At 42.8% G+C, this 21,125-nt stretch carries 16 protein-coding genes and 1 pseudogene; 12 read left to right on the top strand and 5 right to left on the bottom strand.

Going from position 1 to position 21,125, the window contains the following annotated elements; all coding sequences use genetic code 11:
• Window positions 1-76 precede the first annotated feature (76 nt).
• The 4 genes from JMW85_RS00525 to JMW85_RS00510 all read left to right on the top strand — a co-directional run bounded on the left by JMW85_RS00525 (window position 77) and on the right by JMW85_RS00510 (window position 3,930).
• The gene (locus JMW85_RS00525) at window positions 77-946 is read left to right on the top strand and encodes a fatty acid desaturase family protein (RefSeq protein ID WP_201580606.1); all 870 of its coding nucleotides are present in this window, start codon (window positions 77-79) and stop codon (window positions 944-946) included.
• A gap of 1 nt (window position 947) precedes the next feature.
• Window positions 948-1,409: a thiol-disulfide oxidoreductase DCC family protein gene (locus JMW85_RS00520; protein WP_201580605.1), complete on the top strand. Its 462-nt coding sequence runs from the start codon at window positions 948-950 to the stop codon at window positions 1,407-1,409.
• Between the two features lie 148 nt (window positions 1,410-1,557).
• Window positions 1,558-2,631 carry a metallophosphoesterase gene (locus JMW85_RS00515; RefSeq protein WP_201580604.1) on the top strand — a complete coding sequence of 358 codons (1,074 nt, stop codon included), beginning with the start codon at window positions 1,558-1,560 and terminating at the stop codon, window positions 2,629-2,631.
• A gap of 156 nt (window positions 2,632-2,787) precedes the next feature.
• Window positions 2,788-3,930 carry a metallophosphoesterase gene (locus JMW85_RS00510; RefSeq protein ID WP_201580603.1) on the top strand — a complete coding sequence of 381 codons (1,143 nt, stop codon included), beginning with the start codon at window positions 2,788-2,790 and terminating at the stop codon, window positions 3,928-3,930.
• A 109-nt stretch (window positions 3,931-4,039) separates the two neighbouring features.
• On the opposite strand, the gene JMW85_RS00505 is transcribed toward JMW85_RS00510, so the two are convergent.
• Window positions 4,040-5,443 carry an alpha/beta hydrolase gene (locus tag JMW85_RS00505; RefSeq protein ID WP_201580602.1) on the bottom strand — a complete coding sequence of 468 codons (1,404 nt, stop codon included), beginning with the start codon at window positions 5,441-5,443 and terminating at the stop codon, window positions 4,040-4,042.
• Window positions 5,444-5,897: 454 nt separating this feature from the next.
• Here JMW85_RS00505 and grpE point away from each other — a divergent pair, with 454 nt between their 5' ends.
• Both grpE and dnaK read left to right on the top strand, forming a co-directional pair.
• Entirely contained in the window at window positions 5,898-6,497 is a 600-nt protein-coding gene (gene grpE / locus JMW85_RS00500) for a nucleotide exchange factor GrpE (RefSeq protein ID WP_045447584.1), read from the top strand.
• A gap of 192 nt (window positions 6,498-6,689) precedes the next feature.
• Window positions 6,690-8,633 (top strand): molecular chaperone DnaK, encoded by a 1,944-nt coding sequence (dnaK, locus tag JMW85_RS00495; protein ID WP_045447587.1) that lies wholly within the window; start codon window positions 6,690-6,692, stop codon window positions 8,631-8,633.
• A 108-nt stretch (window positions 8,634-8,741) separates the two neighbouring features.
• On the opposite strand, the gene JMW85_RS00490 is transcribed toward dnaK, so the two are convergent.
• Together JMW85_RS00490 and JMW85_RS00485 are read right to left on the bottom strand one after the other, a co-directional pair.
• Complete coding sequence (locus JMW85_RS00490) at window positions 8,742-9,551, bottom strand: methyltransferase domain-containing protein (protein ID WP_201560786.1); 810 nt, start codon at window positions 9,549-9,551, stop codon at window positions 8,742-8,744.
• Between the two features lie 74 nt (window positions 9,552-9,625).
• Window positions 9,626-10,858, bottom strand: a complete 1,233-nt coding sequence (locus JMW85_RS00485; RefSeq protein ID WP_201580601.1) for an 8-amino-7-oxononanoate synthase — start codon at window positions 10,856-10,858, stop codon at window positions 9,626-9,628.
• Between the two features lie 307 nt (window positions 10,859-11,165).
• On the opposite strand from JMW85_RS00485, the gene JMW85_RS00480 reads away from it, so the two are divergent.
• The 6 genes from JMW85_RS00480 to JMW85_RS00455 all read left to right on the top strand — a co-directional run bounded on the left by JMW85_RS00480 (window position 11,166) and on the right by JMW85_RS00455 (window position 16,237).
• A complete protein-coding gene (locus tag JMW85_RS00480) occupies window positions 11,166-11,711 on the top strand; it encodes a porin family protein (protein WP_193008890.1) in 546 nt (181 codons plus the stop codon).
• 111 nt (window positions 11,712-11,822) lie between these two features.
• Complete coding sequence (locus tag JMW85_RS00475) at window positions 11,823-12,365, top strand: porin family protein (protein WP_045447596.1); 543 nt, start codon at window positions 11,823-11,825, stop codon at window positions 12,363-12,365.
• Window positions 12,366-12,574: 209 nt separating this feature from the next.
• A complete protein-coding gene (locus JMW85_RS00470; RefSeq protein WP_060492090.1) occupies window positions 12,575-13,123 on the top strand; it encodes a porin family protein in 549 nt (182 codons plus the stop codon).
• A 184-nt stretch (window positions 13,124-13,307) separates the two neighbouring features.
• Window positions 13,308-13,805 (top strand): NfeD family protein, encoded by a 498-nt coding sequence (locus JMW85_RS00465; RefSeq protein WP_201580600.1) that lies wholly within the window; start codon window positions 13,308-13,310, stop codon window positions 13,803-13,805.
• A 15-nt stretch (window positions 13,806-13,820) separates the two neighbouring features.
• Window positions 13,821-14,681, top strand: coding sequence for an SPFH domain-containing protein (locus JMW85_RS00460; RefSeq protein WP_045447605.1), 861 nt, complete (start codon window positions 13,821-13,823; stop codon window positions 14,679-14,681).
• A gap of 164 nt (window positions 14,682-14,845) precedes the next feature.
• On the top strand, window positions 14,846-16,237 hold the full coding sequence (locus JMW85_RS00455) for an esterase-like activity of phytase family protein (RefSeq protein ID WP_201580599.1): 1,392 nt from the start codon (window positions 14,846-14,848) through the stop codon (window positions 16,235-16,237).
• A gap of 278 nt (window positions 16,238-16,515) precedes the next feature.
• On the opposite strand, the pseudogene hemN reads toward JMW85_RS00455, so the two are convergent.
• Together hemN and JMW85_RS00445 are read right to left on the bottom strand one after the other, a co-directional pair.
• Window positions 16,516-18,057 (bottom strand): annotated as a pseudogene (gene hemN, locus JMW85_RS00450) (oxygen-independent coproporphyrinogen III oxidase).
• A gap of 336 nt (window positions 18,058-18,393) precedes the next feature.
• Window positions 18,394-20,877, bottom strand: a complete 2,484-nt coding sequence (locus JMW85_RS00445) for a penicillin acylase family protein (protein ID WP_201580598.1) — start codon at window positions 20,875-20,877, stop codon at window positions 18,394-18,396.
• Between the last annotated feature and the right edge of the window lie 248 nt (window positions 20,878-21,125).

Here is a 21,125-nt window from a genome sequence, read left to right as displayed (position 1 = left end):
AATTAAGACAGCCGATTAAATTAAGTGGTCGCACCAGCAAGATAGCTACTGCTTATCACTAAGTAAGGAGAACATCATGCGTCATCCTTCGTTAGCCAGTATTGAATGGCAAGATTTGCGACAGCTTAGTCTTGGCGAGACTGTTTATAATATTTTCTTATCTTTACCTTTTTTATTATTGTCATGGTGGAGCGCGTGGCAAGGGTGGTGGTTACTTGCACTTGTGGCGACTTTTTTCTTTTTTACTGCTGCACTCAGGCAAGCGCATGATTGCTATCACCGCACTTTAGGGGTGAGTAAAGTCGCCACAGAGCTAATGCTATTTATGCTGAGTATCACCATGCTTTGTAGCACGCATGCCATTCGGCATACTCATCTTAACCATCATAGAGATCCGCTGGGTGACAGCGATGTCGAAGGTAATTGGGCTCGCCTGCTGTGGTATCAGGCGATATTAGGAGGCGGGATTTTTTCAATTGCGATTCAGTGGTTTGGCTTGACGCATGGTAGCCGTCGCAATCGCATTCTGGTTGCCTGTGATATGTTGCTCATTTTCGCAGTGATTGCCACCGCTTTTATTACGATGCACCCAGTTTTGATATATCACGTATTAGTGATGATATTGGCCAACACGATGGTTGGGTTCTTTGCCGTATGGAGCGTCCATCATGGCTGTGATGATGTGGTATATGCCCGCAGTGAACGTCATCCACTGATTAATCTATTGACCTTTAACTTGCTCTATCATATCGAGCATCATCTATTTCCAGCGGTGCCGACCAATCACTTATCAATACTGGCGAAGCGCTTAGATGCCGCTGCACCGCAGTGGACGCAGCAGCCAGTTATTCCCTTTTTAGCCTCAGTCAATCAGTATTCAGTAGTTAACATGAACGAAAAATCTAATAGTCTTGATACTGAGGTATCACTCATAAAGGAGTCGTAAGATGATTATCCAAAATCATATCAACAGTTATAGAGAGCAAGCGAATTTGTCCATTACCATGTACTACGATGATGCGTGCGTGATATGCAGCACCGAGGCGCATAATATGAAAAAACGTCAACCGGAAAAGATACACTTAGTTCCTGTAGACGAGGGGGTTGATGAGTTGGCAGTCGCAGGATTCAGCCGTAAGGATGCGATGACTTATATGTGTGTGCAAGACAGCTACAGCAATTGGTATACGCACATGGATGCCGTACGACTGCTCTACAGAACGGGCGGCGTTAAATGGTCAACGTTGTTATTTTTGCCAGTGGTCAAACAACTTGGCGACTTTGCTTATCCGTATGTCGCGCGCAATCGCTATAGAATTCCGAATTGGGTGACCAAGTTGCTCTATGGCAAAACGGTGATGCAAGCTTGTGACAATGGCGTCTGTAAAATAGCACCAGATAAACGTTAAAGCGTTTTTACTGGCCACTATTTGGTTTTGTGGCAACAGCACCTTGGGCGTAAAACATATGAAGTTTTCGTGGAAAAAAGGAGGCTATATCCAGAGCATCAAATTTTTCACGTAAGATAGCTTTATCTTTATCTAAGCAGACTTGATTATGTGGTTCTTCATTGTTTTCACTCAGTTGCTAGCTGTTATGACCAGCGTGCTTCTCTGCTGGTTTGTAAAGCCAAAAACGACTGCTGCAAAAGCTGCACTGATAACTGTTGTCTTTATTATTAATAATGTGGCTCTCATTTATGGTCTAACTGAGTTTTGGGGTGAGCGCTTTCACGTCTATCTGGTCGTTAGTATTTTGCAAGGTTTTATGCTTTATGCCGCTTTACTAACGGCTGTACTTGCAGGGGTTTATGCTCTGACTCTTAAACAAAAGCCACGACCAAGAGCCATTCGTGCGTTTGCAATGGTGATTTATGTCAGTATTGTTGGCTTAGCTATATTTAATGCTTACTCGCCCGTTGTACACCGTTTAACAGTCACTATAAATAAGCCGCTGGATAAACCAATGGATATTGCGCTTGTCTCTGATACGCATCTGGGTAGATGGTTTGGCAATCGACAGATAAAGAAAATGGTAAGCCTTATCGATGCGCAACATCCCGATGTCGTGGTTATCGCTGGTGACATTATGAATGACAATACCATTGCTTACGATAATACCAATATGCATGAGCAGTTATCAAAGCTAAAGGCACCGCTTGGCGTCTATGCGACTTTAGGCAATCACGATTATTTCGGTTATGACCAACAGATCACACAGGCGGTGGAAGAGGCGGGCATCAAAGCGCTTGATAATGAGAGTGTGCTATTAGATGATTCAGTATGGCTGGTGGGGCGCTCAGATGATATTGATCGTACCAGATTGTCAGCAGATGAGTTATTAACGCAAGTAGAGACAGAAAAACCAGTGATATTTTTGGAGCATCGTCCTAGCGCGATGGATGAGGTCAGCGCCCTGCCAGTCGATTTGCATCTGTCTGGGCATACCCATGGCGGGCAGATATTTCCACTAACGCTATTGATGGATTGGTTGAAACCACTAAACTATGGCAGCAAAAAAATAGCCGATACGCAGTTTTTGGTGACCTCTGGTTATGGTATCGGTCCAGTACCATTTAGACTGGGTACGCGTTCAGAGATTTGGATAATTACGTTGCAGTCTGGTGTATGAGCCATTTAAATAAACAGTGTTACCCCTATGATAAAGCCTCTACCATATCTAAATAGTAGAGGTTTTTATTTGCTGTTAGGCTGGCTAATAGCTACTTTGCTCGTCTTGTCAGCTGAAAATACACTGCATTTATGCCATTATACCCAAGGATTCTTCATGCGCTACGCATTTTTCATCACCATTTTTGTGCTATTGCAGCTGTTTAGTTTTGGCGCAGCTTTAAGCGTGCAATGGTGGTTACAGCCTTGGCAGACAGCAGATTTGCAAACTTCGGTATGGGTCATCGTATTCGTTATTACCAACGGTTTGCTGCTACTCAGTGTCAATAGAGCATTTAAAAATAGCTATCGCTGGATCAGTGGTTGGATGTTAGTTATGCATTTCATGCTATTGACGGCTTTAGTTACGAGTCTATTTTATGGTGGCTATTGGCTAATTACATCGCTAACTGGTGATGCGCTCGCTACACCGGCTACTGTCGATTTTGGGTTGCGCATATTGGCATTGGCAATATTTGTCGGGTTATTTGTTTACGCCTTATATAGTGCTTATGCGCCTGTAGTACGTGAGTTATCTATTGATATTGATAAACCTTTGACTAAGCCATTACGTATTGCGGTCGCTAGCGATTTGCATATCGGGAGACTGTTTGGCAGCGGTGCAATAGATAGGCTGCATCATCTTATGGTAAAAAATACAGCCGACATATTACTGATGCCAGGCGATATTATGGATGACAATACGCAAGCATTTACTGATTATAATATGGCAAAAAACTTGGCGGAGTTATGCGAAAGCCTGCCATATGGGGTCTATGCGACTTTAGGTAATCATGATTTATACGGGCATGAGCAGCCGATTGTCCAAGCGTTGCGTGCTGCTGGCGTGCAGTTGTTAAATGATGAAGTCATACGTCTTACACACCAAGGGCAAGTACTTTGGTTGATGGGACGCTTCGACAACCATAAGCGTCAGCGCGTCCCGACGACTGAGCTGTTGACGCAGGTCAATAGCGCTGAGCCATTGATATTGTTAGACCACAGACCAAGTGATATTGCCGAGCACAGCCAAATGCCGATTGATTTGCAGCTCTCTGGGCATACCCATAACGGTCAGATATTCCCCGCCAACTTCATTGTCAGTGCTATCAATCGCTTGGGCTATGGCTATGAGGTTATCGATAATAGTCACTTTGTGGTGTCGTCTGGTTACGGCTTTTGGGGCATTCCATTTCGCTTGGGTTCGCGCTCAGAGATTTGGCTGATCACTTTGAATGGTCAGGTTGAAGATAACGTTTAAGAAAGTAATATTTAAGAAAACAATGCTTAAAAAAATAACGTTTAAATAGTGGCAGTACCATTATATTTTCTAAGTAAACTGGCACTCTCTTATACAACTATATTGATAACTATGCCGCTAATTGTGACTGGGTATTGATAACGTCACGCACAAAACTCGCAAACCCTTTAATAATATCGTCTGTTGCTTGTCCGATACCTTGATGAATACTCATAAAATGAATAAAACCATGCGGCGCACCAAGAATGGTATGAGTCTCGACTGCTATACCATGCACCTTTAATTGCTTTGCATAAGCAAATGCTTCATCACGTAATACGTCTAATTCTGCGGCGACAATATAAGTCGGGCATACTTTACTATTATCACCAAGCATCGGACAGTTAAGGATATGCTGGCGTGGCAAGGGGCTGTTATCCAAACAAGCAGCATCAAATACAGCCACATCGGCATGATCCAATAATAATCCCTCGCCATATAACTCCCAACTTGGATAATCCGTTTCGATATCCGTCACAGGATACAAAGGCATTTGTGCAAGTGGCTTTGGTAAGCGCTCTAATAAATCGAACATTTTTTGACCTGCAATGCCCAGATCTGACCATGCGATTTGCGAGGGCGCAGTAAGTTGTTGGGCAATCAAAGTGGACAATCCGCCGCCAGCACTATCGCCTGCTAGCACGATTCGCGAGGGTAAAGTACCTAAGGTATGGCAATGCTCAGCCAGCCAAGCATAGGCAGTAATACAGTCTTTTAATGCGGCTGGTGCTGGATGCTCAGGTGCTAAGCGATAATCAACACTGACTATCGGCCAGCCCGTCTGCTCACAAACCGCGTGGCAAAATTCATGATGGGTATTGACATCACCAATACAAAATCCACCCCCATGAAAATATAACAGCACTGTTTCATCAGAATTATGAGTATCCGCTTTTTTGAACCCTAAGCCCTGAGAGCTAGCGTCTAATTGATAACAGCGAATGGTCATATCGCCATCATCAGCGTTGGCAATCACTTTGTCTTCCCAATGCACAAGCTTCTGATTTTTTTTCGTAAATCGCTTCATGTTGCCGATGATATTGTCACTTGCTTGCTGCCATACCTGCGGCGCTTGCATCGCCACGGCGTCAGCGGCGAACCTTTCGCGCAGCTCATGCATTGGTGTCAGCTCAAGAGGCGTTTTAAGTTTACTATTCACCGCGAGAATCAAACGCAGGTGAGCATCGGCGTGCAGGTATTGTTTTGAGGTCGGTCCTTTCAAATAACCAACCAAGCTCTCTAATAGTGACGTTGGCAGATAGCCGACTCCTTTCATGGCATAGTGCAAGGTATGCGGCTGGCAAGTCGTCAACGGGTTATATCTAAGTACTTTTTGTTTGACGGTCAAACGATTCTCTTGAGTGCCATTTTCTTCTCTTATATCATTATCTATACGATCTGTTGATGCGAGCTTTATCGTCATCAGCGCTTTATTTAATAGCGCGTTGATTGATAACACGGTTGATTTAGACATAACACTTCTCGTTGATGATTGTCAGTATGCGTTGTCATATATGAGCGTTCACTTTGACATGAGCCATACTATTTATAGCAATAGTAGAGTAATCAAAAATAAAGTTGAGTATTGTTTGGTAATGGCTTATGTGCCAATGGTAAGTTTTTTGGAATAAGTACTGCTTTCTTGTAGCTTGTGTTAACGAGCATGGGTAGCCATTTACCACCTATGAAATTCTGTTTTGAGCACTTTAATCCAGATTTAGGCAATATTTGTTGTAAATTAGAAAAATTCCCTTGGCTTAGGCTTGAAATTTACCTCCATCACCTTTATCAAACAGCTAGTAGAAGGTACTTATAACAACAATGTGTAAGACGGGTTAATTATTTAATGAGAGGACAGTATCCCTAGCAAATGGTGAGCTTGTTGCCTCTTATATAAATTGTCATTATCAAAATTCTAAGGAGCTATCATGAGCGAGCAAAATACCAACCACGAATCGCCTGAGCAAAATGTGGCGCATGACAATATTGAACACAGTGACAGTATTTTAGAAGAAACCATGAAAGAGTTTGATCCAAAGCATAACTCAGGTGAAGAGATGACCATCGAAAATGAAATCGATCTCGACACCTTTAAAGCGCGTATCGCTGAGCTAGAAGGTGAAGTGAAGCAAGCTAAAGAAGTCACCGCCCGTGCCAATGCCGAAGCTTACAATGCACAAAAACGCATGGAGCAAGAGGCGGATAAGAGCAAGCGTTTTGCCTTGCAGAAATTTGCCAAAGAGCTATTAGAAGTGGTCGATAACTTAGAACGCGCCATCGAAAGCGCCCATGCCGATGACCCTGTTACAGAAGGGGTGAGACTGACGCACAAAGCGTTATTGGACGTATTAAATAAGAACGGCGTCGAAATGGTTGACCCACAAGGCGAGAAATTCAACGCGGATCTTCATGAAGCTGTTGGTATCGATGAAGAAGCCGAGGCTGATACTGTCGGTACTGTATTACAAAAAGGTTATAGCTTGAACGGTCGTTTATTACGCCCAGCCATGGTACGTGTTGGACAGTAGTACTAAAAATTGGATTTTTAATGTGCTAAACCCTACTATTATTAAGGGTTTTCACAAAAAGTCACACGAAAGACAAATTTTGCATGATGATTGACTTGAAAAAATCCATAAGTAAACCGATATATATAGCAACAAGAGATCAACCACGGTCTGAATAGATAAATACTTAAAACAAATTAGGAGCAAATAATTATGGGTAAAGTAATTGGTATTGATTTAGGTACGACTAACTCGTGTGTCGCAGTGATGGAAGGTGACAAAGTCAAAGTCATCGAAAATGCTGAAGGTACTCGTACAACGCCATCTATCGTTGCTTATAAAAACGATGAAATTTTGGTGGGTCAGTCAGCCAAACGTCAAGCGGTCACCAATCCAAACAACACGTTGTTTGCGATTAAGCGTTTGATTGGTCGTCGTTTTGATGACAAAGTCGTGCAAAAAGACATCGGCATGGTACCTTACAAAATCGCCAAAGCGGATAACGGTGATGCATGGGTAGAAATTAACGGTAAAAAATTAGCACCACCACAGGTTTCTGCTGAAATCTTGAAAAAAATGAAAAAAACAGCAGAAGACTATCTTGGTGAAACTGTTACTGAAGCGGTTGTAACCGTACCAGCTTATTTTAATGACTCACAACGTCAAGCAACAAAAGACGCGGGTAAAATTGCAGGTCTTGATGTAAAACGTATCATCAACGAACCAACAGCTGCGGCTCTTGCGTACGGTATGGACAAGAAGCAAGGCGATAGCACGGTTGCTGTTTATGACTTGGGTGGTGGTACTTTTGACGTATCAATCATCGAAATCGCTGACGTTGATGGCGAGCAGCAGTTTGAAGTTTTAGCAACCAATGGTGATACATTCCTTGGTGGTGAAGACTTTGACTCAGCATTGATTGATTATTTGGTTGATGAGTTCAAAAAAGACCAAGATGTCAATTTGAAAGGTGACTCATTGGCGATGCAGCGTCTAAAAGAAGCGGCAGAAAAAGCGAAAATTGAGTTATCAAGTGCCCAAAGTACTGAAGTGAACTTGCCTTATATTACTGCAGACAGCAATGGTCCTAAGCATTTGGTGGTCACTATCAGTCGCTCAAAACTTGAGAGCTTAACTGAAGAGTTGGTACAACGTACCATGGGTCCTTGTAAGATTGCGCTTGAAGATGCTGGCATAAAAATTGGTGACATCGATGATGTTATCTTAGTTGGTGGTCAGACTCGTATGCCACTAGTACAGCAAAAAGTACAAGAGTTCTTCGGTCAGGAGCCACGTAAAGATGTGAACCCTGATGAAGCAGTAGCGGCAGGGGCTGCGATTCAAGGTGCGGTATTGTCTGGTGAAAAAACAGACGTATTGTTACTTGATGTGACGCCACTAACGCTTGGTATCGAAACGATGGGTGGTGTCATGACACCAGTTATTGAGAAAAATACCATGATTCCTACTAAGAAATCACAGGTATTCTCAACGGCTGAAGACAACCAACCAGCTGTGACCATCCAGGTTTATCAAGGTGAGCGTAAAATCGCTAACCAAAATAAACAGCTTGGTCGTTTTGATTTGACGGATATTCCACCAGCACCACGTGGTCTACCGCAAATTGAAGTTACTTTCGACATCAATGCTGACGGTATCATGAATATCTCAGCAACTGACAAAGGTACGGGTAAAGCGCAAAGCATCCAGATCAAAGCAGATTCTGGCTTGACGGATGAAGAAATCGAGCAAATGGTTCGTGATGCAGAAGCCAATGCTGCAGAAGACGAAAAATTCGCTAACTTAGCGCAAGTTCGTAACGAAGCAGATGGTCGTATTCATGCGGTACAAAAAGCGTTGAAAGACGCTGAAGATAAGGTAACTGCTGAAGAGAAATCAACAGTAGAAGCTGCTATCTCTGAGCTTGAAGCGGTAATGAAAGAAGATGATCATGATGACATCAAAGCCAAGCTTGAAGCATTAGACAATGCCTTCTTGCCAGTTAGTCAGAAGATTTATGCTGATGCAGGCGCAGGTAGCGAGGGCATGGATCCAAGCCAGTTCCAACAAGGCGCGGACAATGCAGCAGATAGCAACCAAGCTGATGATGACGTCGTTGATGCTGAGTTTACTGAAGTAGACGAAGACAAAAAATAACTGTGATTTAGTAACTAAACGCAATTAAAACAAAAAACGCATCCTTCGGGGTGCGTTTTTTTATGGCTGTTATTTATAAGAAATATCCTACCACTCTATATCTTATCTTCACAATTTAAAGGCACGCACTATCAGTACTTCATAAGTCAAATGAACGATAGGCTGACCGGCGTCATCTTGCGCCGAAAAATGTTGCCAATAATCAGACTCAAACTGTTGCAAGCGTGCCTTGGTCCACATAAAGGGCTGGGTGCTGTTGGCTTTTACTTGCGTCTGATTGGTCGATACGCCCGTCAACTTCATATGTTTTAGGGTGGCGTAAGGACTGGCAAACGGTAACTCGAAACGCTGAGTGGACAGTTCAATTTTCTCAAAACCAGCACTAATCAGTGCCAATCGCCACTCAATGATATCGGGATAGTGAAGACCCTGATCCGTTAGAGTCTTTATTTGCAAAAAGTTATTTGGCGTAAAAGTGTTAAACAGCAGTTGACCTCCAGCTCGCAAGCGGCGTGCTGATTGCGCAACAAAGTTTAAGGGATCATCAAACCATTGCACAGCATTGGCACTGATTATCAAGCTATGCTCATCCTCAAAGTCCATCGTTTCAGCATCGCCAATTGCTATGTCAGCATTGGGCAATATGGATTGTAAAGTAGCCGCTTGTTCAGCGCATAATTCATTGATCAGCCAATATTGACTTTGAATGTGTGCTGCGAGTAGACGGGTCATTTGACCAGTTCCTGCACCGACTTCAAGCACACTGTCGTGTTCAGTGTGGGTGAGTTTGTCTATTAAATATTGACAGACTTGCTGCTGAATATTGGCATGCTGGTCATAGTCGCTGGCATTGGCAAAATGACGAGCGATGGTTTGTTTTCTGGTGCTAAAGTTATCAGGCGTGGCGAGTGTTTTCATACGGTTTATTATATCCAAGTGAGCCAATTATCAATCGATAGCAGGACTGACGTCGCTGATGTATAACAACAGCGTTATAATTGTCTTATCAATTGTTCGCAGTCTTCATCTGTCAGCTTGGCATTCATCACCAAACGGATACGAGCGGTATTTGTAGGCACAGTGGGTGGCCTGATAGGCAGGGCGTAAAAACCTGCTGCTTGCAATTGTTGTGCTTTGGCAAGCGTGCTGGCATTGTCACCCAAGATGTAAGGCACAATCGGTGAGTCATAGTGTGGATGCTGGGTGTTCTGGGACACACGGTATCTTGGGTCGATGGCTTGACTAAGCTTGGTAGACAACCGCGCTAAATGCAAACGTTGATTATTTAGCATTGGCATTTTTGCTAAAATAAATCGCGTCCATGCGTGATTGATAGGGGGTAATGCAGTACTAAAAATTAGCGGGCGCATGCGGTTAATTAGCCATTGCTTGACGACATCATCGCACATGATATAAGCACCCACCGAGGCAAACGCTTTACCGAAAGTACCGACCAAATAGTCAATATCAGCCAATGTCTGCGTTTCTTCTGCTAGTCCCAATCCTGTATGACCTAACACACCGATGGCATGAGCCTCATCGACATACAGTTCGATACGAGCATCGCTAGCTTTTAAGTGTACCAGTTGACATAAATCCGCACGATCACCATCCATACTAAAGATGCTCTCAGTGACAATAATGATGCGCTCAATGTCTGGCGCTGCTTGCTCAATAAACGTCGCTAAATGTTCATAATCATTGTGACGATAACGACGATAGCTGACAAGTTTGCTTTGGCTCAAACGCAACCCATCGATAATGCTGGCATGTACCAGTTTGTCAGCTAAGATCAGTGTTTTGACTGGCAAGGCTGTCAGGGCTGGCAATATACCAAGATTGGCATGATAGCCGCTATTCAATACCAACACCGATTTTGAGGCAGAGATATCACGTTTGCCGACAGCGGTTTGATACCATTCCTGCAGCTCAGACTCTAGCGCTTGTAGCTGTGCATCATTTCCAGTGAGCAAGCGTGAGGACGTCGCACTCATTTTAGGCACTTGTGCGACTGATAACAGTGTTAGTTGACTGAGGAATTCGTTTTGTAATGCGGTGTCGCCGCCTAAACCCAGATAATCGTTACTGGCGATATTGAGTAAGGTTTGACCTTCGCTAATAACGTATTGCCCATGATGATGGAGATTGGGTAATTGACGATATTTTTGGGTGGCTTTGAGGGCTGTAAGCGCTTCTTGTAAGCGGCTAGTTATACGTCCAGTCATTATTTTTACCTTAAAATATTCGGTATCTCTTATTGTTTTATGCTTATTTCTGCTAGAAAGGCGATGAAATGAGTAGGGATTATTGCATAAACTCAGTGGTTGTAACAAAAGATTTCATATCTTTGCCTTTGTAACCCAAGCACTGATAAATACTTGCAAATCTTAACTCTCATACCATCAAACACTGACAGACGACTTGAAATAGTTTGTTACTATATACCCATCGTTAGCAAACAAGGCGATAGGGCTATAAAAGCCAATATAAATAGATAACTTGTTTGTCCAAATTGATTTTAAGGAGCTAATAATGAAAACTCTACAAAAAACGCTACTTGCACTAGCAGCTGGTTCTTTGTTAACTGTTGGCGCACAGGCCGCTACTTCTTATAGCAACGGTTACACTGGTCAGCCGTATGTCGGCGTCAAAGTCGGTCAGTTTGATCTAGATATCGACAATGCAGATGATCCAACTGCTTATGGTGTCTACGGTGGTTATAACTTCGATCAAAACTTTGGTGTCGAAGCAGAGTATGTAGGTTCGGACGATGCTGATTACAGAAACGGTGATCTTGATGCCAAAACTTATGGCGCATACGGTACCGCACGCTACCAGTTCCCAAATACTGGCTTATACGCTAAAGGTAAGCTAGGGGTTGCTAAAACTGAAGTAGAAGGTGATTACACCGTTGGCCCAGTCAAAGTTTCGAACTCTAGCAGCGACACAGGTCTTGCTGGTGGTGTAGGTCTTGGTTACTCAGTGAATCCTAACTTTGGTGTCGAAGCTGAATACTCAATGATGGACAGTGATGTCGATGCCAAGCTACTTACTGTTGGCGCTCAGTTGAAGTTCTAAAGCCAAAACGATTTATCAGCTAAACGAGTGAGAGAAGATGGCAATAATAATCTTTTCTCATCCAGATACTTTATAGACAAATAACTAAAAATATAACCCTAGGGGAATACTATGAAAACTTTACAAAAAACGTTACTTGCATTAGCAGCTGGTTCTTTATTAAGCATGGGTGCACAAGCCGCCGTATCTTATGGCAACGGTTACACTGGTCAGCCATACGTTGGTGTAAAAGTCGGTCAGTTTGACCTAGATGTAAACGGTGCTGATAAGCCAACCGCTTATGGTGTCTATGGTGGTTACAACTTTGATCCTAACTTTGGTATCGAAGCAGAATATGTAGGTTCAGGCGATGCCGATTATTATAACGGTGATATCGATGCCAAGAGCTATGGCGCGTATGGTACTTATCGTTATCAGTTCCCAAATACTGCGCTATATGCCAAAGGTAAGCTAGGTGTTGCTAAGACTGAAATCGAAGGTAACTATATCGTTGAAGACTCTAATAGAAAAACCATTTCTAACGATGATACCAGCCTTGCAGGTGGTGTAGGCCTTGGTTATTCGGTTAACCCAAACTTCAGTGTTGAAGCTGAATATGACATGTTAGGTAGCGACGCAGATCTTATGACTGTTGGTGCTCAGCTAAAATTCTAAGTTTTTGATTAGCAGTATGATAACTAAAAAACGCACCCTATGAGGTGCGTTTTTTTGTACGATAAAAAGCACTGTAAGCGTCATTAAAAAAGAGTGCATTCGAAATAAGGTTCTGTTAATATCTCGAATTCGACAATAGTTCAGCTAACTTATATGCTCTGTTATTTTCATTCAGATGGTATTTTTAGTTTTATTTAACAGGAAGATATATGAATACTTTACAAAAAGCTTTGATCGCCCTATCAGTTGGCTCTTTATTGAGTGTCAGCGCGCAAGCGGCAGTTAACTATGCAGGTCAGCCGTATGTTGGCGTAAAAGCTGGTAAGTTCATGGTAGATGCTGATGATCTAGATGATCCTACTGCTTATGGTATTTATGCTGGTTATAACTTTGATCCTAACTTTGGTGCTGAAGTTGAATATGTAGGCTCTAGTGACACTGATATTGATACAGGTACCAGACTTCTTAAGGGTGAATATGACCTTAAAACTTATGGTGCTTACGGTACTTACCGTTATCAATTCCCTAATACTGGTTTATATGCCAAAGGCAAGTTAGGTTTTGCTAAAGCTGAGATTGATGCGTCTTTAAGTGACGTACTTGGAAACACTGTTAGTGAAAGCGATAGCGATAGTGGTGTTGCTGGTGGTATTGGTTTGGGCTATAACTTTAACCCTAGCATGAGCGTTGAAGCTGAATATGATTATGTCGCTGAAGATATTACTCTATTGACTTTAGGTGCTCACATTAAGTTTTAATAAGTTGATTAAAGAAAAAAGAAACGATCGCTTTGGCGGTCGTTTTTTTATGCTCTAAGTTTTAGTATGTGTTTCTCATATTTTCCGAAGTATACACATCATATATTGATGATTTTTAAGAAATTATTAACACCAAAAATGTGCTACATTAAAAGTTAGAATGATAAAGATAGGGAATGTAGTGATGATGGATATGCTGTGGATGATTGAACCTTGGCATTGGTTAGTCTTAGGTTTTATATTGCTGATCATTGAGATGTTTGTGCCGACATTCGCCAGCCTTTGGTTTGGTGCCGCTGCCATCATCGTTGCCGCGCTTTCGTGGCTATTGTCTATTTCTGTCTCTGTGCAAATTATTATTTGGTTGGTGCTTTCTGCCATATTCTTGTTGGCATGGTTCAAGTTTATTAAACCCTTATCAGTAGATCGCACCAAAGCAGGCTTGGGTGGTAGTGTTATCGTTGGTGAAACTGGCATGATTATCGTCCAGCCGCAGCCAGATAGAGCGGGCACTGTCAGATTCAGTGTTCCTATTGTTGGGGCAGCGGAGTGGATGTGCCGCACTACGGGTGAGCCGGTGGCGGTCGGCGATCGAGTGGTGGTGACCGATATTGTCGGTAATGAGCTGATTGTGAGCAGTATGAAATCGCAGGCAGCGATTAATAAAGACATGCAATTATAATAATAGGGAAGAATTATGGAAAGCTTCAGCATTGTCATGGTGGTTTTGGTTGCACTGGTTGTCTTTACGGTTTTCAAAGGCGTTCGAATCGTGCCACAAGGTTATAAGTGGGTGGTGCAGCGATTGGGCAAATATAGCCAAACACTAGAGCCGGGTTTAAACCTTATTATTCCTTTCGTTGATGATGTCGCTTATAAAGTGACGACCAAAGACATTGTTCTTGATATTCCCTCACAAGAGGTCATTACGCGAGACAACGTTGTTATTATTGCCAACGCCGTGGCTTATATCAATATCGTGCGCCCAGATAAGGCTGTTTATGGTATTGAAGATTATGAATATGGTATTCGTAATCTGGTGCAGACGTCACTACGTTCAATTATCGGTGAGATGGATCTTGATAGTGCATTGTCTAGCCGTGATGAAATCAAAATGAAGCTAAAGCATGCGATATCAGAAGATATTGCGGACTGGGGTATCACCCTAAAGACAGTAGAAATTCAAGATATTAATCCATCGCAAACGATGCAGGCATCAATGGAAGAGCAGGCGGCGGCAGAGCGTCTACGCCGTGCGACAGTGACTCGTGCTGATGGTCAAAAGCAAGCGGCTATCTTAGAGGCAGATGGACGTCTAGAGGCGTCACGTCGTGATGCCGAAGCACAAGTGGTATTGGCGAGAGGTTCTGAAGAGTCTATTCGCTTGATTACTAATGCAATGGGCGAGGAAGAAATGCCTATTGTCTACTTACTTGGTGAGCAATATATTAAGGCGATTCGTGAGCTGGCAGAGTCTGACAATGCAAAAATGGTGGTATTACCTGCTGATATTTTAAGTACCATCAAAGGTATGGTGGGTGACAAGCTTAAGGTTTAATCAGTCATGTATAGCCATGTGCTATAGCATTAACTCTTAAAATGGTCAGTGAGCTTATTGGGCGCTGGCTATTTTTTCGACTGTCAATTGTGCTGAACGCTACATCTAATAAATTACTCATATCGTTCGTTTAACAAGAATAAAATATATATCAGGGATAAAAAATGACGATAAAAAATATTAATACAGAAATCATTCAAACAAAAGACTTTATCCAAGGCACGGCACTGCCTTATACCGTGCTCAATGATACGCATATCAATGCTGCGTATCCTGAGAGGAAGCTTGAGATTAGAGGGGGTGGTTTTGGCTCAGATGCAGCGGCTCATCCAACCAATGCCAATCAATTTTATGTGCTCACTGATCGCGGTCCCAATGCGGATTTCGAAGGTAGTGCAGGCAAGGGTAAACAGTTTTTAGTACCTGACTATACACCGCGCATCGGATTGTTTGAGCTACAAGCAACTGGGCAAATTATTAAGATCAAAGAGATACTACTAAAAGACGTAAATGGCAAGCCTATCTCTGGGCTACCGAATCCACAAGCACTCGGCGGAACTAATGAAGTCCCTTACGATGTCGACGGCCAGCCGATGACCATGAATCCCAACCTACCTTTTGATGCAGTGACTAATCCTATCAAAAACGATATAAATGGTTTAGATCCTGAAGGTCTTGCTGCGCTCACAGATGGTAGTTTTTGGATCAGTGATGAATATGGTCCTCATTTGGTTCATTATAATGCGCAGGGGATGGAGATTGAGCGTATCAATGCCTTTGCGAGCGATCAGCGCAATAATGTAATGGCTAATGGTCAGCCGATTTTACTAACAGCAGAATTTACCAAACGTCGTGCAAATCGCGGTATGGAAGCATTAACGATTACTCCAGATCAGAGCACACTGGTGGGTATTATGGAGTCTTCTATGGACAACCCTGATCAGTCAGGTCGTGTCGCCAGTTTGACGCGCATCGTCACTATCAATCTATACTCTGGTCAAATAGCACAGTATTTGTATCGTCTCGATCATGCTCACCATGTGACTTCGGGTATCGTTGCGATTAACAATCACGAGTTTTATTTGATTGAGCATGATCGCAAGTTTCCGCTGCAAGACAAGTCTGCGCAAAAGCTCATTTATAAAATGGATCTCTCGCAGGCGACTGATATTGAGAATATTTTAAATACAGATAATATCAAGCAAGATCATGTATTGGGTTTAACGATTAATGGACAAACGCTTGAGAAGCTTATTGCAGCCGATGAAAAAAATTGGCAATTGCTGAAGGAATTGGCAATCAAACCAGTCAAAAAAACCTTGGCAGTCGACGTTCTCGCGACTGTAGAGTATCCACATGATAAGTTAGAAGGTTTGTGGTTGCGTCAAGACGGCTCATTGGGTCTACTGAATGACGATGACTTTGCGATGACGGATTCAATGATTGCCAACGCTAAAAGCACAATTGAGCAAAAATATTTGGACAGTGAAAAAACAATAGAAGATGCAAATAGGCTATATATGGTGATGCCTTCTGAATGTGGTGATGGCTACTGAGTAGGCTAGGGCATGTCCTCAATTCAATTGATCATATCTAAACGGGCTAAAAATGGCTAAATTTTGCCAAACATCGTTAAATAGCTGGCTAATATCCCGATATTATCTGCGCTATTTTCCTCGTTTGATTGCAATTTACCTCATTTTTATCACCATTTTTGAAATGAGGACACGGCCTAGAGGTATTTTTCGTTAATCATCAGCTTTATTAAATACCATAAAAAAGACCTCGAGTGAGGTCTTTTTTATGACTGCTTTTAATGTATGGAATCATTCAATCAGATAACTTTTGAGAAACGATTCTTATGTTTTTTCTCAAGATATTCATCAAATACCATGGCGACGTTACGACCTAATAGTCGACCTTTTGGTAGCACGCGAATACCAGCCGCGTCTATATCGATGAGCTTGTCTTCTTGCATGGCGCCAAGTTGTTGAATCTCATTGATAAAGTAAGTGATGGCATCGATACCAAATTTTTGATTGACGTCTTTAAAATCGATATAGTCGTGTCAGAGTAGATTCATAATCACATATTCACGCAAGCGATCTTTGATAGATGTTTTGATGACTTTTACTGCAGGCATGGCAGCCGAGTTACTTTGTGCAGCATCGATACTCGCTTGATAAACTGACAAATCTGTATCATTTTGCAAAATATAGCGGGTATTGGCATTGGCAATTTGACTGATAGAGGAGACGCCGAAGCCCAATAAGTCACAATCGCCCATGATGGTATAACCTTGAAAGTTACGATGCAGTTTGCCCTCACGCTGCGCCACGGCTAATTCATCATCAGGCTTGGCAAAGTGATCAATACCGATATATTGATAGCCAGCTTCGGTCAGCGTATTGATGGTATTACCAAGCATCGTAAGCTTGGCTGCTGGGTCTGGCAAATCGGCTTCTTTAATCTGGCGCTGGGCCTTAAAACGTTCTGGCAAGTGTGCGTAATTAAATACTGACAAGCGATCCGGCGACATCTCGATGATACGGCGCACCGTTTTATCCAAGGTTGCGGGTGTTTGATGCGGCAAGCCATAAATCAGGTCGATATTGATAGAGTGAAAACCTAGATCCCGCGCCTCATTTAACACATTTTCAATGAGCTCTGCTGAATGTACACGGTTGACGGCGATTTGTACTGTTTCATCGAGGTCTTGTACACCTAAACTGACACGGTTAAAGCCAAGGTTACGCAATACTTTTAACGTCTCGCCACTCAGCTCACGTGGGTCAATTTCAATAGAGTAATCGCCTTTGTCTTCAGGTAAGAACTCAAACTGAGTTTGTAAAAACTGCCACAGTTGAACCATTTCTTCATCACGCAAAAATGTTGGCGTACCCCCACCCAAATGCAGCTGTTTAACGAGGGGTTTGCTACTACCTTCAGGGACAGATAGCAGGCGGCGTTTGTGCTTAATCTCAGCGATTACATACTGCAAATAATCGCCTGAGTCGCTATTTTTCTTGGTAATAATTTTATTGCAAGCGCAGTAATAGCAGAGGTGACGACAAAAAGGAATATGAAAATATAAAGACAGTGGTGCACGAGCTTCACGGTTCTGAAGGATCTTTGCCTCAAGACCATCAGAGATGGGCGAGAATTCTAAAGCGGTCGGATAGGAGGTATAACGTGGTCCTGAACGATTGTATTTATTAATAATAGCTTCATCAAAGGCAGGTAGCTGCTTACTCATCATACTGCTACGCGTACTGGCATAAGGACTTTCTGATTGCATAACAGGGCGTGTCGTGGTCGGTTGCTCTCCTGCACGATTGTAAGGTTGCTGAGTATTTGATTCTGAATGTTCTGTCATGCGGTACTCCTCGTTTTGACCTTGAGTATTACTGTTCTTACATCTCTAACGACCAAATATTTAAAAGCCAGTAGGTGTTTGATAGATGGTTAATAACCATAATAACTTTGTTATCAATAATAATTTTCACGGCGCTATATGCTGCTAAATTTATAGCCATCAATAAGCACTAGTATAACAAATCCTTGTTTGCAGTGGGGTGGTCGGCGAGTTTTCTTAATAATGAATCGACGATATTCAAACAGGCTGCTTCCATAAAGTGAAAAAGACCTCAGCATATATCTGAGGTCTTTTTATCACTAATTTAAGTTCTCACTAATTTAAGTTACATCAAGCTTATTCTTTTAGCTGAATTTTATTGCCAACGGCTTGCTTGCTAACGTCATTAGCATTGAAGGGTAGGCGAATCCATTCTTTAGCTGAATAGCGACCACTCTGGTCACGATGGAACGGTCGAGTAGTATCAGAAGCTTGTGAGTAACCTAATAAGGCTTCTGCTACAGGGCCGCTTTTATCAAAGGTGACAGTTTGCATATATGTTGGACCAAAATTAATGAGGTAGTTTGCGCCATCATTAGCGCTTGTGCCTCTCGTTTCTGCAACATTGAATACACCTTCACGACCAAAACCACCATGCATAGCAATACGCTCGTCGTTTTTACCAGCATCAACGATATACTGCAAATCAGATAAAGACGCATCAAGAGCGATGTTTTTATCTTGGAAGAATTTAATGGAATCTCCTAAAGCAGTACGTGTATCCGCACTAATAATTAAACCACGAGGCGTATTGACTGGGTCTTTTGCATCGAACTTAACGCTGAATATCGTATCCGTCGTTTCATTGAAATCCACATTACGCCAAAACTCTCTAAAGACATGAGCGCCTTTACTATCTAAATTATTACGACGATCCCAATTACTCAAGATATTACAAGCATTAGTTGCATCAATAGTAGAGCCACCCGTCAAAGGTAAGTTGGCATTCGCTCGACAATCTGCTAATACGTCGTCGAGTACCAACTCAGCGACATAGCTGCGATTGCCATAGACGACCTCTTGCATATTGTTTAAATTGAAGTTAGTACCGCCCAAGTTATCTTTATTACTGAATCGATCTTGTATTTGAACCAGTCCCATACGTGAGCGCATAAGCAATGGAACACCAGCTGCTGGACTAGCACCCAAGAAGGGGGCTAAACGACGACGTAGGAGCGGTGAAAATCCAGTCAGTGGTTGCTCTAAATTGCTTAACCAATAGCTATCGTTCGAGTTAGCAACATAATCATCGCGAACCAAGAAAGGTAAGTTTGAGCGCCCAAAGATACCTGCTTGCGGTGAGTCTGTATCAACTCCCCATTCACAGGCAGCGGTACTACCATTCAGTGCTGGCAAGTCAGCGGCAATTAAAGCACCAAGGAAGGGGCCAGATGCAGCACTACTACAAGCTTCAAGCTTAGCTTTGGTCACATTTGGTACGGTTGAGATGTCAGCATAGAGTGCCTTACCATTACGGTCGGTAGCAATAGTATTAACAAACCCAAGACCAAGGACGCTTTGCATTCTATCGACTAAGTCCTCAACGCTCGTAGCCTTATTCATACTACGCCACTGATTGAGTGCTCTTGGATTTTCAGAGGCGGCATCACGGATAGTATAAGCTAGATTATTAGCGCCCCATGCTGGTAATTGACCATTGAGTAAGTTGACCGCTAACATCGGTCCATATTGTGAGACATAAATATTGTGAACCTGCGTCTGATTATTTGGTAGCTGAATAGTGACAGGAACGGTTTCGATATCACGCTGCTCAGTCACACCAGCGCTATTAGTATAATTGTATTTGAGAGGATCTCCGTCAACTAAGCTAAGCTGATAAAGCGTAAAACGTTTGGCAGTGGATACGGTATGGCTCCAAGCTACGTCTTTATTAAAACCAATGTTAGGGAAAGGCTGACCTTGTTGAGCCGCGCCCATCACATCCAGCTCACCTGGCATCGTTAAGTGAAATTGATAGAAGCGTTGGACGCCATCCCATGGCTCATGCGGATTGCCATACATAACCCCGCTACTAGTACCAGTCACCTCCTTACCAAAGGCATAGGCATTACTACCGCCACTCATCGCATTAATCGTATCCATATTGAATGCAGGTGCTGACTCTACGACAGGGTTTACGACTGGAACACTACGCATTCTTGAGCTACCCTGAACGCCAGCAATAAAGGGCGGTGCCGCTGCTACAATGGGACCGACAAAATTAGATAAGCCACCACGTAGATTGGCTTTACCGTAGACCGTCAATAAATCATCGAGCGTAATCTCTCGTACCCATTCAGCATTGGCACAAGCAGGATCGATATTAGCCACGCCTTTGTCACGTAGATAACGGCTATAGCCTGCTGCATAACCTGTCACAGCATCAATAACTTCAGGGTCTTGAGCTGCTAAAAATTCAGCTTTTCGCTTGTCAGTGTTGTACCACGTATAAAAAGCATCGCTAGCCAAATTACCGTCAGCGCCTAGATACAGCATACTCTGACCGCTAGCGACTACAACTTCACGCGCTAGTGAGCAGAAATTATCTTCTGCGAATGCATAACCGACGCCATAACCAAGGCCTTTGTAATCCTTTGCGGTGATGTGCGGTATACCGAACTCAGTGCGCTGAATATCGGCTTCATAATTAGTGGAAGGGGATATGACATCATCGTCATTGAAACTACTGTCGCTATCTGAGCAGCCGAATAGTCCTAAGGATACTGCTACTGTCAGTAGCGTGAGTGTGGGCACACGCCGATTATGCATCTTTATGTTCATAAGTTTATCCGTCCATGGTAGTGGGTATTATATAAAGTAGGTGTTATATAAATCTGCAGCAAAAAGCCGCCAGCAAACTTTATATGATCAATAAAATCCTTTTATTGCCAATACTCTTGCTAATCTTTAGTGCTTTGTAGCACGATTAAAATTACCCAATACGTTAATAACGTGGTTAACAGGCGTGAGAATTTTTGGATAATCTTTGGAGCAGCATAGCCGAATAAGACTGAGCGAAAGAGCATCCG

The sequence above is a fragment of the Psychrobacter glacincola genome, assembly GCF_904846075.1.
Classification (GTDB): Bacteria; Pseudomonadota; Gammaproteobacteria; order Pseudomonadales; family Moraxellaceae; genus Psychrobacter; species Psychrobacter glacincola_C.
Note: the sequence above shows the minus strand (reverse complement) of the source record. Positions and strands in the feature narration are given on the sequence as shown.

What these genes read in the sequence shown, in the direction of transcription:
- grpE (WP_045447584.1), top strand. Translation starts at nt 5,898, where the DNA reads ATGAGCGAGCAAAATACCAACCACGAATCGCCTGAGCAAAATGTGGCG.
- JMW85_RS00525 (WP_201580606.1), top strand. Translation starts at nt 77, where the DNA reads ATGCGTCATCCTTCGTTAGCCAGTATTGAATGGCAAGATTTGCGACAG.
- JMW85_RS00480 (WP_193008890.1), top strand. Translation starts at nt 11,166, where the DNA reads ATGAAAACTCTACAAAAAACGCTACTTGCACTAGCAGCTGGTTCTTTG.
- JMW85_RS00515 (WP_201580604.1), top strand. Translation starts at nt 1,558, where the DNA reads ATGTGGTTCTTCATTGTTTTCACTCAGTTGCTAGCTGTTATGACCAGC.
- JMW85_RS00460 (WP_045447605.1), top strand. Translation starts at nt 13,821, where the DNA reads ATGGAAAGCTTCAGCATTGTCATGGTGGTTTTGGTTGCACTGGTTGTC.
- JMW85_RS00470 (WP_060492090.1), top strand. Translation starts at nt 12,575, where the DNA reads ATGAATACTTTACAAAAAGCTTTGATCGCCCTATCAGTTGGCTCTTTA.
- JMW85_RS00485 (WP_201580601.1), bottom strand. Translation starts at nt 10,858, where the DNA reads ATGACTGGACGTATAACTAGCCGCTTACAAGAAGCGCTTACAGCCCTC.
- JMW85_RS00455 (WP_201580599.1), top strand. Translation starts at nt 14,846, where the DNA reads ATGACGATAAAAAATATTAATACAGAAATCATTCAAACAAAAGACTTT.
- JMW85_RS00510 (WP_201580603.1), top strand. Translation starts at nt 2,788, where the DNA reads ATGCGCTACGCATTTTTCATCACCATTTTTGTGCTATTGCAGCTGTTT.
- JMW85_RS00520 (WP_201580605.1), top strand. Translation starts at nt 948, where the DNA reads ATGATTATCCAAAATCATATCAACAGTTATAGAGAGCAAGCGAATTTG.
- JMW85_RS00475 (WP_045447596.1), top strand. Translation starts at nt 11,823, where the DNA reads ATGAAAACTTTACAAAAAACGTTACTTGCATTAGCAGCTGGTTCTTTA.
- dnaK (WP_045447587.1), top strand. Translation starts at nt 6,690, where the DNA reads ATGGGTAAAGTAATTGGTATTGATTTAGGTACGACTAACTCGTGTGTC.
- JMW85_RS00490 (WP_201560786.1), bottom strand. Translation starts at nt 9,551, where the DNA reads ATGAAAACACTCGCCACGCCTGATAACTTTAGCACCAGAAAACAAACC.
- JMW85_RS00505 (WP_201580602.1), bottom strand. Translation starts at nt 5,443, where the DNA reads ATGTCTAAATCAACCGTGTTATCAATCAACGCGCTATTAAATAAAGCG.
- JMW85_RS00445 (WP_201580598.1), bottom strand. Translation starts at nt 20,877, where the DNA reads ATGAACATAAAGATGCATAATCGGCGTGTGCCCACACTCACGCTACTG.
- JMW85_RS00465 (WP_201580600.1), top strand. Translation starts at nt 13,308, where the DNA reads ATGATGGATATGCTGTGGATGATTGAACCTTGGCATTGGTTAGTCTTA.